The 10,723-nt window shown below is 64.5% G+C and carries 12 protein-coding genes; 11 read left to right on the forward strand and 1 reads right to left on the reverse strand.

Annotation, left to right across the window (positions count from 1 at the left end):
* The 8 genes from ACYCTF_RS13060 to ACYCTF_RS13095 form a co-directional block, all read left to right on the forward strand.
* Positions 1-729: type II secretion system F family protein (locus ACYCTF_RS13060; protein ID WP_461285009.1), on the forward strand; the 729-nt coding region annotated here is incomplete at its 5' end.
* Between the two features lie 162 nt (positions 730-891).
* The gene (pilM, locus tag ACYCTF_RS13065) at positions 892-1,806 is read left to right on the forward strand and encodes a type IV pilus biogenesis protein PilM (protein ID WP_461282039.1); all 915 of its coding nucleotides are present in this window, start codon (positions 892-894) and stop codon (positions 1,804-1,806) included.
* Positions 1,803-2,450 carry a hypothetical protein gene (locus ACYCTF_RS13070; RefSeq protein WP_461282038.1) on the forward strand — a complete coding sequence of 216 codons (648 nt, stop codon included), beginning with the start codon at positions 1,803-1,805 and terminating at the stop codon, positions 2,448-2,450. The genes pilM and ACYCTF_RS13070 overlap by 4 nt, the downstream gene beginning before the upstream one ends.
* Entirely contained in the window at positions 2,447-3,085 is a 639-nt protein-coding gene (locus ACYCTF_RS13075; protein ID WP_461282037.1) for a hypothetical protein, read from the forward strand. The genes ACYCTF_RS13070 and ACYCTF_RS13075 overlap by 4 nt, the downstream gene beginning before the upstream one ends.
* 47 nt (positions 3,086-3,132) lie before the next feature.
* The gene (locus tag ACYCTF_RS13080; RefSeq protein WP_461282036.1) at positions 3,133-3,453 is read left to right on the forward strand and encodes a hypothetical protein; all 321 of its coding nucleotides are present in this window, start codon (positions 3,133-3,135) and stop codon (positions 3,451-3,453) included.
* Positions 3,450-5,165, forward strand: a complete 1,716-nt coding sequence (locus tag ACYCTF_RS13085) for a secretin N-terminal domain-containing protein (RefSeq protein WP_461282035.1) — start codon at positions 3,450-3,452, stop codon at positions 5,163-5,165. Before ACYCTF_RS13080 ends, ACYCTF_RS13085 begins: the two co-directional genes overlap by 4 nt.
* Complete coding sequence (locus ACYCTF_RS13090; protein ID WP_461282034.1) at positions 5,166-6,026, forward strand: ExeA family protein; 861 nt, start codon at positions 5,166-5,168, stop codon at positions 6,024-6,026. It abuts the gene before it with no gap.
* Entirely contained in the window at positions 6,023-7,063 is a 1,041-nt protein-coding gene (locus ACYCTF_RS13095) for a tetratricopeptide repeat protein (protein ID WP_461282033.1), read from the forward strand. The genes ACYCTF_RS13090 and ACYCTF_RS13095 overlap by 4 nt, the downstream gene beginning before the upstream one ends.
* Here the strand turns inward: ACYCTF_RS13095 and ACYCTF_RS13100 are convergent.
* Positions 7,051-7,704, reverse strand: coding sequence for a hypothetical protein (locus tag ACYCTF_RS13100; RefSeq protein ID WP_461282032.1), 654 nt, complete (start codon positions 7,702-7,704; stop codon positions 7,051-7,053). The two genes, ACYCTF_RS13095 and ACYCTF_RS13100, sit on opposite strands and share 13 nt — an antisense overlap.
* Before the next feature lie 142 nt (positions 7,705-7,846).
* Between ACYCTF_RS13100 and ACYCTF_RS13105 the strand changes: the two genes are divergently transcribed.
* From ACYCTF_RS13105 to bioC, 3 genes are read left to right on the forward strand one after another with little or no spacing between them, the layout of a single operon-like run.
* On the forward strand, positions 7,847-9,016 hold the full coding sequence (locus ACYCTF_RS13105; protein WP_461285010.1) for an aminotransferase class I/II-fold pyridoxal phosphate-dependent enzyme: 1,170 nt from the start codon (positions 7,847-7,849) through the stop codon (positions 9,014-9,016).
* Entirely contained in the window at positions 9,016-9,732 is a 717-nt protein-coding gene (locus tag ACYCTF_RS13110; RefSeq protein ID WP_461282030.1) for an alpha/beta fold hydrolase, read from the forward strand. Before ACYCTF_RS13105 ends, ACYCTF_RS13110 begins: the two co-directional genes overlap by 1 nt.
* Positions 9,725-10,576, forward strand: coding sequence for a malonyl-ACP O-methyltransferase BioC (bioC, locus tag ACYCTF_RS13115; protein ID WP_461282029.1), 852 nt, complete (start codon positions 9,725-9,727; stop codon positions 10,574-10,576). The genes ACYCTF_RS13110 and bioC overlap by 8 nt, the downstream gene beginning before the upstream one ends.
* Positions 10,577-10,723: the final 147 nt, after the last annotated feature.

The following is a 10,723-nucleotide window of genomic DNA, read 5'->3' on the forward strand; positions in this document are numbered from 1 at the left end:
ACCCGCTATCCAAGTTTCGTCGTAGTCGCGCTCGTCCTCGCGGTCTTCATCATCAACATCTTTGTCATACCGGCCTTCGCCCACGTCTATGCAGGCTTGCACGCCAAGTTGCCGCTTGCCACCCGTATCCTGATCGCGACGTCGCATTTCACGGTCCATTATTGGTACGAGGTTGTCGGTGCGGTCGCGCTGATTGTGTTTGGCATCCGCGCCTATGTGCGCACGACCGGTGGGCGTTATCGATGGCATAGGCTGCGCCTTAAGCTTCCGATCATAGGGCCGATCCTGACCCGCGCCCTGCTGGGGCGCTTTGCGCGTGCGCTCGCCATCACCGTGAAAAGCGGCGTACCGCTGATACAGGGCCTCACTGTCATAAGTCGGGCGGTCGACAATGATTATGTGGCCTCGCGCGTGCTGCAGATGCGCGACGGCGTAGAGCGCGGTGAGACGCTCGCGCGCGCGGCGCAGGCCACAGGATTGTTCCCTCCGCTTGTGCTGCAAATGGTGACCGTGGGAGAGGACAGCGGGGCGATCGACAGCCTTATGACTGAGGTTGCGGAATATTACGAGCGTGAGGTGGAATACGATCTGCGCAACCTAAGTACCGCCATAGAACCGCTGCTCGTGGTCGCCATGGGCATCCTGGTCCTGATCCTGGCGCTCGGTGTGTTCCTGCCGATGTGGGATTTGGCTCATGCGGCCTTTCAGAGAAACGGGGGGCAGGTATGAGGCGCGGTGGCGACCTCGCGGCCCGTTGGGGTACAAAAAGCGCGTTTTTATAGGGTGACGGCCTGGGTTACGCGTGCTACTGTCGGCAAAAGAGCGGCCGACAGGGCCCGAGCCTGCATGTAGGGTGGTCTCAGAAAGCTCGGCGATAAAGGGGGAGGAGGTATGTGGGGACGCTTGAGGCGCGAGCGCAGGGGTGCCGGTCTGTCCGGCATCGGCGTGCATGCGTCGGGGCTTTCCTATGTGAGTGTCGCCCGCCCTCCGCGGGGACCGGCGCGCGTCGAGGCCGCGGAATTTCGGCCCTTCGACGGTATGGAGCCCGAACGGGTCCTGGCACGGCTCGTGCAGGACCATGACCTCAAGCGTCGCCCCTGCACCACGCTTTTACGGGAAGGCGAATACCGCCTTTTGCAGACCGAAGCACCGGAGGTGAAGTCCGAGGAACTGCGCGCCGCGCTGCGCTGGCGCATCAAGGACTTGATCGATTTCCATGTCAACGACGCGACCATAGACGTCTTCGATGTGCCCGTGCGCATGCCCGGACGGCCCGCGCTCGTTTATGTGGTCGTCGGACGCAATGAGGCGATACGCGAGCGCGTCGATCTTATGCACAACGCCGGTGCCGCCCTCGACATCATAGATATCCCGGAGCTCGCGCAACGCAATCTGGCGCAGCTCCTTGCGCAAGATCAGGAAGGTGTGGCGCTACTTACGCTCACAGAAGACGGCGGTTTTATCACTATTACGCGCAACGGCGAGTTGTATCTGTCGCGCGTGATCGCCGACGCCCCGTCGGCGCTCGCCGATGCCCGGGGGCTCGAGCGCTTGCTGCTCGAGTTGCAGCGCTCCCTGGATTATTTCGAGAGCTCCTTCCGGCAGAGCCCCATCATGCATGTCGTCGTGGCGCCCGCGTCGAGCCGGACCGAGCCGCTCGTGACCTTCCTGCAGGCGAACCTCGTCCAGCGCGTAGTACCCTGGGAGACGGGGCACTACGGAGACGTCGAGGTGGCAGTCCCGATCCCGGAGGGTTGCCTTCTGACCTTGGGCGCGGCCTTGCGCCATGAGAAGGTGGTCCTATGAGCGCTCAGCAGATCAACCTTTACCATCCGATCTTTCGGCGCGAGCAAAAGCTTTTCTCGGCCGCTACCATGGCGCGTACCTGGCTTGCGTTGCTCGCAGTAGGACTCGCGGCGGCGGGATTCGATGCCTGGCAAGTCCAAGGGCTTGCCAGTGCGCTCGCCAACGCTCGCCAAACGGAGCTGGCCGCCCACGCCCAGCTTGCGTCTGCCAAACGTATCTTTGGCGTGGGTCGCGCCCGCGCGCAACTGGCGGCGCTCGAGGTGCGCGAGCGAGCCTTGAAGGGGCTCGCGCGTTTCTTGCGCGAAAGCCGGCGTGCCGAAGTGGGGCCGGCCCCTGTGCTGCTCGCCATGAGCGACGCCATCGTGCCGGGGGTCTGGATCACGCATTTCTCGCTGGACCGCAAGCGCCACGCCTTGATACTGGCGGGCCATAGCATGCGTCCCGCGCAGGTGCCGCTTTTTCTGCATCGCCTCGTGGCCCGTCCGACGCTTATAGGCTATCGGTTCCAGACGTTTGCCATCACACGCCCCCGTCACGCCGCGCACTACAGGCCCTACGTCGATTTTACGGCGAGTACGGCCGCATCTGGGTCGGCGGCCCCGATAAAACCGGGAGCGCCACGTTCCGCCAAGGGGGCGCCATGAACGTGAGGGCGTGGTTTGCGACCTGGCAGGAGCGGATCGATGCGCTCACTTTGCGCGAACGCGTCCTACTCTTTGCGGCGATCGTGGCTGTCACCTACGGACTCGTGGTGGCAGTCGCGATTCATCCGCTCGAGGTCCGCGCGCAGACCGTCAAGACCGACCTCGCGGAGGCCCGTGTCCAGACTGCCGCGGTTAGTACCCAGCTCGACACCCTGCTTGCGCCCAGCACACGGGCCCGCGAACACGCCGAGCTGAAGACCATGAGCCACAAGATTCGTGTCCTCAAAAGGCGTCTGGCGCATCTTGCGGGGGCTTTGGTGCCCGCGCGGGAGATGCCAGCGCTCTTGCGTGAGGTGCTTGCCCGCACGCCTGGAGTGACGCTCGTGGCGCTGACGGATCAAGGCACAACCGCGATGCGCCGCAGTCCCAAGGCCAAACCGTTTTTGTATCGTCACGAGATGGTGCTTGTGGTGCGCGGGTCCTACCGGGCTTTGGTTCGTTACCTGACGGCGCTCGCCCATACCAAGAAACGCGTGCTGTGGGGCCGCGTGACCCTGACGGCGGACCATTACCCATTCTCCACGCTGCGGCTGCACGTCTACACCCTGAGTTCCCATGAGGCCTTGCTCGAATGATTGGCACGGTCCTTGTATGGTATCGGAGCATGAGTGGAAAGCGATTCATGGCAATAGCACTGGTGGCCTTGGCGCAAGGCGCCCCCGCCTATGGGCTGACGGATCCGACGCGGCCCCCGTGGCTCGCGCCCGCTGATCCTCGCCCCGCGCATGCGGGCCTGCAGGCGATTTTACGCGATGGGCCGCGACAGCTCGCGCTCATTGACGGGCGACTTTGGGCCGTGGGTGCGCGGGTCGGGATCGACCGCTTGGTCGCCATCCGCAGGAATTCGGTGGTGCTTTCCGGACCCCATGGGACACGCCGGCTGTTTCTGGGCTCGCGCGGCGGCATCAAGAAGACGGCGATTTTAAAGGAAGGCGTTTCATGAGATACGCGTACCCGCGGTGGCTTACGGCGAGCACGCTGCTCGCGTTGGGGGCTTGTGCCCCGCGCGGATTCGACAAGCCGCTGACGGCGCGTATGCAGCACAATCTGACATCCGCTGCCCGTTCGCAGAACAAGGTCGCGATTCCTGCGGCCGTGGCAAGTGCGCTCGTACCGCCGGTCACGATCCGGCTCCCGCGCGCCCGGGCGCTGGCCGTTCCGAGTCGCTTCGATTTCAATACGAATAATGCGCCCGCCGCCCAGGTATTTACGCAGCTCGTGCGTGGCACATCCTATAGCGTGGCCTTGCCAAGTCGCCTCTTGGGGCGCATTACCGTCCATTTAAAGAACGTGACGGTGCCCGAGGCGATGCGCGTCATACGCACCGAGAACGGCTACCAGTACCGGCGTCGTGGACACCAGTATTACATTTTGCCTCCGGGTCTCAGGACTGAGCTTTTCCGGGTCCACTATCTCGATATCGTCCGAACCGGAACTTCGGAGACGCGGCTCACAGGCCAAAGCCTGACGAGCGTCGGGACAAGCGGCGGCATGGCCGGTGGCATGCCCGCGCCCTCGAGCGGCCAGCAGACCATGGCCCCCACGATTTCTGTGAAGACCACATCGCGCAGCGATTTCTGGAAGACGCTTGCGACGACTGTGACGGCGCTCGTCGGCAAGGGCCCAGGTCGCGAGGTCATCGCCAATCCGCAGGCCGGTCTGCTCGTGGTGCGCGCCGGTCCCCGGACCCTTTATACCGTGAGCCGCTTTCTGCGTCTGACACAGACGAGCGTGGATCGCGAGGTCGTCATTGACGCCAAGATCCTCGAGGTGGACCTAAAGAGCGGCTACCAGAGCGGCATCGACTGGGCGAAGCTCGGCAACGTCGCCGGCGCCCAACTCCTAGGCGCGCAAACGGGAGGTAGCCAGCTCTTGTCTTCGGGCGTGTCGACCATAGGTGGCAGCACAGGTAATATCAATCCCGCGACTGGCGTCCCGAACCCGTATGGTCCAAGCGCTTACTCGCCCATCAACAACACCGCCGTGTCAGCCTTTGGCGGCATCTTTAGTCTTGCGTTGCACGCCGGAAATTTCGCGGCCTTCATTCAGCTTCTGAACACCGAAGGGCGCGTCCAGGTCCTATCGAGTCCGCGCGTGTCGACGATGAACGAACAGAAGGCCGTCATTAAGGTGGGAGGCGACCAGTTCTTCGTGACCGGCGTCACAAACACCGAGTCGCTGGTCGGCGTTTCCCCCATCAGCACGCCGGCTGTCGTGCTTTCGCCCTTCTTCTCGGGCATCGCGCTCGATGTGACACCAGAGATCGATGGTCACGGATCGGTAGTGCTTTATATCCACCCCTCGGTGAGCCAGGTCACGCAGGTGAATCAGCAGTTCAGCGTTTCGGGGCAGGCCTTCGATCTGCCGCTTGCGTCGAGTTCTATTCAGGAGTCGGATTCTGTGGTACGCGCCCAGAGCGGCCAGGTAATCGTCATTGGCGGCTTGATGAAGGAGGGGTCCACGAATAACAATGCCACGGTGCCACTGCTTGGCAACATCCCGATCCTCGGGAATCTCTTCAAGGACAAGAAGGTGGTGAGGGTCAAGAAGGAGCTTGTGATTCTCCTGAAACCGACGGTCGTGAACTTAGGCGAGCCGTGGCGGCACGAACTGTCGCGCGCGCAGAGGCAGATTGCGCGCATAACGGGCCATTAAATGTACGAGCGCTACTTCGGGCTTCGGGAACTCCCCTTCGGACTTACACCGGATACCGAGTACTACTTTGCCCATGCGCGTCACCAAGAAGCCTTGAATATGTTGCTCGCCGCCGTGCGCATGGGCGAGGGTTTCTTGAAGGTGACGGGCGAAGTGGGCACAGGCAAGACGCTCCTTTGCCGCAAGTTTCTCGCGGTCCTCGCCGCCGACCCGGAATTTATCACGGCGTATATCCCGAACCCTGCGCTCGATCCCGCCGCGCTGCTCGAGGCCATCAGTGCCGAATTGGGGCTTCCGGCGGTCGCGGGCGCAAGCCCTCATGCCCTCATGCGTGCCCTGACCGAGCATTTGATCGAAAGCTGCGCGCAAGGGCGCCGCGTGATCCTCTGTCTGGATGAAGTTCAGGCGATGCCTATGGAGACGCTGGAGTCGCTGCGGCTCATTAGTAATCTCGAGACTGAGAAACGTAAGCTTCTACAGATCGTTCTGTTCGGTCAACCGGAGCTTGATGTGCGCCTCGAGGAGCGGCAAGTGCGGCAATTGCGCCAACGCATCGCCTTCTCGTGCCGTCTCGCGCCCTTGTCCTTGGCCGACACGGATGACTATTTGCGGCACAGGTTGCATGTGGCAGGCTACGAGGGGCCTGCGCTCTTTGGGAAAGGCGCGCTGCGTGTCCTCTACCGGGCATCGGGCGGCATCCCACGGCTTGCCAATATCCTCGCCCATAAATCGCTCATGGCCGCCTATGGCGAAGGGTCGGCTCAAGTGCGGGCCCGGCATATGCGGCTCGCCTGTGCCGACACCGAGGCCGCCCGTAGCCACGCGGGTCTTTTTGGGTTCATGTCCTGGGGGCGTCGATGAGTCTCATCAATAAAGTCCTGCGTGATCTCGAGGCCCGTGAGCGCGACGAGCAAGCACCACAGTCACGCCCGGTCCTTGCGGATCTGCGCGCCGCGCCGGAATCGCTCGAGCGCCCAAGGGTCTCTCGCGCGACATGGTTGTTGTTCGCGGTGCTGATCGTGGTCATCGCCGTCGTCGTGGCCTGGACTATCGGGCGTAAGTCTGTGAGGGCGCCTGCGGCCGTGGTCGCCCGCGCCTCCATCGCACCTCCGAAAGCGGTGCCCGTAGCGCCTTCGGCAGTCGCGTCGCCTAAGGCCCGGGCTTCGCAAGCGATCCTACGCGCGCGGCCGCTTGCAAAGCCCGCCCATACGCGCGTCTTTGTGTCTTCCGCCCGCCCGCCTGCCACGCCGCATCAGGTCACGCATCGGGCGCGACCTGCGTCTGCCTCCATATCCCGGCATCGTAAGCCCTTGACCGCGACCGAGCAGGCGCAGGCGGCTTACCGTCGCGCCGTGCAGGCGCTGCAGGCCGGGGACTCCGGAGAGGCGCGCGCGGCACTGCGCGCGGCACTGCGCGCCCGCCCCGCGAGTCTGCGGCCGGCGCTCTTGCTTGCGACCCTCGACATCCAGGGGGCGCACTTGCGTGGCGCTCGTCAGGTCTTGCAGGCCGCCTTACACGCCCACCCTCATGCGCTGCCGGCTGTGATGCTGCTCGCGCAGGTCGATCTACGGCAAGGAAGGCCCGCCGATGCGGCCCGCACCCTCGGCGGCGCGCAGGCCCTGGGCGCGGCCAGCCACTCCTTTTGGGCCCTGCTGGCGGCAGCCCGCTTGCGCGCCGGGGATCAAACCGGAGCGCTTTCCGCCTATCGTAACGGTCTCAAGCGATTCCCGGGGGACGGTTCCCTGTGGGTGGGCGAGGGGCTGGTGGAGTCCCAGATGGGGCATACCGGACGCGCCGACCTCGCCTGGCGGCAGGCCTTGCATTGTCCTTTGACTCCGGTGCTCGCCCGCTTTGTGCAGGCGCAGTTGCAGGGGGGCGGGGCGCCTCAGAAGCGGTAACCGAGACTCACAGAGGCTGTCGGATAGGCCCGTAGACGGGAGGCCTGCTGCTCAATCTGGGCGCGGACGGACGCGAGTTCAGCGGCCAATGCCGGGTTGGAGGCGGCCCCGGGGGCATTTAAGGTGGTGGTCGGCCGATCCCACATCACGCCCAGATCCACCGCGTAGGCGAACCCCGGCTGCATCCGTGCGTCATTGCTGAAGCCAAGGCCGAGATAGGGGGCGAAGCGCTGATAAGTCACGGTGCCGGTGATCGGTCCGACCGCGGATGCGGGTACCGTGTAGCCGTTGACGTTGTAGTAGCCGTTGACTGAGGTCGCGGTCAGATCGACGCGATTGTCGTCGTAATAGACGCCGGCCGTTAAGTGGAAGGCACCATGGAAGGGATAGATATCGGCAAGCAGAGCCGCGTTACGAAAGTGCGCATGGGCGCGGTAGTTGAGGCCGTTGGCCGTCTCGTGGCGCGTGAGGCGGCCGCCGTTGGCGAGCAGCCGCGCATCGAACATGTCCGGCACGAGCGGGAGCGAGAGCGTGGCACCCACCCCTAAGGTGCCTGCGCCGACGCTTACCCCCACGCCCGCCCAGACGGGCACAAAGACCGCGCTTATTATTAAACCTCCAACTGCAAGCGCCCTGATCATGATTGCGACCCTCCGAGGGCGCTCTAGTGTTTGAACGATAGTCCGGGGCTGGCATTTATCCAACGGTCCTTAGGTCGCTCCAACCTTTATCAGTCGGGCGCTGCCAAGTATGCTTGCGCTTCGAGAATCGAGACCTGAGCCGATGGTAGGGAATCCCTTTGCAAGCCTGTTGGAGCCGCTATTCGCGCGCGTCCGCGCCCAGGATCTGTGGCGGCGTCGCGAGATTCGTATATCGCCCCAGACTCCCGTGATACAAGTCGGGGACAAGACCTTGCTGTCTTTCGCGAGCAATGACTACCTGGGTCTCGCCAATGATCCTACTGTTGTGGAGGCTTTGTGCGCGGGGGCTCGGCGCTACGGCGCCGGCGCCGGCGCCTCGCATCTCCTCGGAGGTCATACGAGCGCCCACCATGAGCTCGAAGACGCCTTGGCCGCCTTCACGGGCGCGCCTCGGGCGTTGCTCTTCTCCACGGGCTATATGGCCAACCTTGCGCTCCTTACCACGCTTTGTCCGCGCCATGGGCGCGTCTTCGAGGATAGGCGCAATCATGCCTCCTTGCTGGACGCCGCGAGCCTCGCGCACGCACGCCGACTGCGTTATCGGGATGTGGAAGGGTTGCGCGCCGCGCTCGCCCCAGCCGGTCCCGGCGGCCTCATCGTAAGCGATGGCGTCTTCAGCATGGATGGCGACATGGCCTGCGTTCCCACGCTGCTTGCGCTCGCTAAGGCCCATGGCGCCGGGCTCATACTGGATGATGCCCATGCCTTCGGGGTGGTGGGCCCAGGGGGGCGCGGCACGCCTGCCGCTCATGGTCTGAACTATGACCCGACCCTCATCCACATGGGGACCCTTGGCAAGGCCTTTGGCGTCTTCGGTGCCTTTGTAGCGGCTGATGGCGATGTCATCGAGGCCTTGATCCAGCGGGCGCGACCCTACATCTACACTACGGCCTTGCCGCCGGCCCTGGCGGCATCCGCGAAAGCGGCCCTCGATCTCGTGATCGCAGGCGACGAGAGACGCGCTGCACTCTTCGATCGCGTCCTTCGGTTTCGCGACGGCGCCGTCGCCCTCGGCCTCCGGCTGCTCCCATCCTCCACCCCGATCCAAGCGGTGGTCTTCGGGGAGGCGGCGCGCGCCATCGCGGCCAGCGGCCACCTTCGCGACCGTGGCCTGTACGTCCCGGCCATACGCCCGCCCACGGTCCCGCAAGGCAGCGCCCGTCTGCGGGTGGCGTTGTCGGCGGCCCATGGCGCCGACGATATCGACCGACTGCTCGATGCCCTCGCGAGCCTGCCTGGGGGCCCGGCCTGATGTTGCTTCTCCTGCACGGTTGGGGTTTGAATCGACGCGTGTTCGGGGGTTTGGAGGGGGCGCTCGGCATCCCCGCCGAATCCCTTGATCTCCCGGGCCATGGCGAGGCCTCCTATGAGTCAGGCGCGCTCGACCCCGATCGGCTCGCCGCGCGCCTCGCTGCCGCCTATCCGGGTGCCCACGCCTGGCTTGGCTGGTCGCTCGGCGGGCTTGTCGCGCTAACGTTGGCTGCCCGTCATCCGCAGTCCGTAAGCCGGCTCGTTCTTGTCGGTGCCACGCCGCGCTTTGTGCGCGCGCCGGACTGGCCGTGCGGCACGGCGCCTGATGTCCTGGAGGCCTTCGCCGACCAACTGGCGGTCGACCACGCGGCCACCGTTCGGCGCTTCCTGACCTTGCAGGTCGGGACCGGAGCGCGGACGGAAGCACGCGCCCTCATGGCCCACCTCCAAGACGGTGGCATGCCGCAGGCCTCGGCGCTCGCCGAAGGGCTCGCGATCCTTCAGGGGAGCGACCGGCGTGCGCTCTTGCCGTCGATCCGCGCGCCGGTCTTGTTCGTGCATGCGGCAACTGACACCATCGTCCCGATTGAGGCCGCTCGTGCGGCCGCACGCCTCGTGCCAGACGGGCGGCTTCGCGAGGCGGGCCGTGGGCATGCGCCCTTCCTGAACGCCGAGGATGCTGTTGCTACCCTCATACGAGACTTCCTCCGTGATTGATCTGAACCAGCACGCCATTCGCCACAACTTCGACCGCGCCGCGCGCAGTTACGACGAGGGCGCGGTCTTACAGCGCAAGGTCGCAGACGAGCTCCTGAGTCGCTTCCAGTGGCTGCGTTCGGAGCCTGCGACCTTGCTCGATGTGGGCACCGGGACCGGCTACGCCATCCCTCATCTCCGTCGTCGCTTCCGCAAGACCCAGGTCCTCGCCTGCGATATCGCACTGTCTATGGCGCGTGCTGCGCGTCGTCATCGGGGCCTTTGGCGTCCGACACCGGTGTGGGTGGCGGATGGCCATGATCTACCCTTGCGTTCAGAGGCGGTCGATTGCATCTATTCGAGCCTCGCTCTCCAATGGATGGACGTACCACGTGCCTTCGCCGAATTCCGTCGCGTCCTCCGGCCAGATGGCTTGTTTACCTTTGCCACCTTCGGACCCGACACCTTGCAGGAGTTGCGCGCCGCGTGGGCAGAGGTGGACGATCGCCCCCATATCCACACATTCGTGGACATGCATGATTTGGGCGATGCCTTGATCGGCACCGGATTTGCCGATCCCGTGCTGGATGTCGAACGCTACACTCTCACGTATGATTCGGCCCGCGACGCCTTGCGTGACCTAAAGCGCATCGGCGCGCACAACGCCGCCGCCGGTCGTTTCGGGGGGCTCACCGGCAAGACCCGTTATCGACGCTTCGAAGAGGCTTGTGAGGTGTTCCGACGCGACGGACGCCTACCCATCACCTACGAAGTCGTCTACGGACAGGCCTGGGTACCCAAGCACGTGCCGCCTCCATTCACTCCGCCCCCAGGGCACGCCGTGATACCCATTCGAGGCGTCTAGGCGATCGTAAAAGTCCTGCCCTTGGGATCCCGCTTTCCTGTTCAGGATTGTGGGCTTACGTGTCTTATCTCGCGTCATTGCGATGTTCGCTTAGGCACCCATGTTGTCTGCCCTGTTCGTGCAGTCGGTTCGGGCCTAGGCTTTGCT

It is taken from the genome of Acidiferrobacter sp. (genome assembly GCF_054609335.1).

Coding starts and splice junctions, on each gene's coding strand:
- ACYCTF_RS13070 (WP_461282038.1), top strand. CDS start 1,803: ATGAGCGCTCAGCAGATCAACCTTTACCATCCGATCTTTCGGCGCGAG.
- ACYCTF_RS13075 (WP_461282037.1), top strand. CDS start 2,447: ATGAACGTGAGGGCGTGGTTTGCGACCTGGCAGGAGCGGATCGATGCG.
- ACYCTF_RS13110 (WP_461282030.1), top strand. CDS start 9,016: ATGTTGCTTCTCCTGCACGGTTGGGGTTTGAATCGACGCGTGTTCGGG.
- ACYCTF_RS13080 (WP_461282036.1), top strand. CDS start 3,133: ATGGCAATAGCACTGGTGGCCTTGGCGCAAGGCGCCCCCGCCTATGGG.
- ACYCTF_RS13085 (WP_461282035.1), top strand. CDS start 3,450: ATGAGATACGCGTACCCGCGGTGGCTTACGGCGAGCACGCTGCTCGCG.
- pilM (WP_461282039.1), top strand. CDS start 892: ATGTGGGGACGCTTGAGGCGCGAGCGCAGGGGTGCCGGTCTGTCCGGC.
- ACYCTF_RS13090 (WP_461282034.1), top strand. CDS start 5,166: ATGTACGAGCGCTACTTCGGGCTTCGGGAACTCCCCTTCGGACTTACA.
- ACYCTF_RS13100 (WP_461282032.1), bottom strand. CDS start 7,704: ATGATCAGGGCGCTTGCAGTTGGAGGTTTAATAATAAGCGCGGTCTTT.
- ACYCTF_RS13095 (WP_461282033.1), top strand. CDS start 6,023: ATGAGTCTCATCAATAAAGTCCTGCGTGATCTCGAGGCCCGTGAGCGC.
- ACYCTF_RS13105 (WP_461285010.1), top strand. CDS start 7,847: ATGGTAGGGAATCCCTTTGCAAGCCTGTTGGAGCCGCTATTCGCGCGC.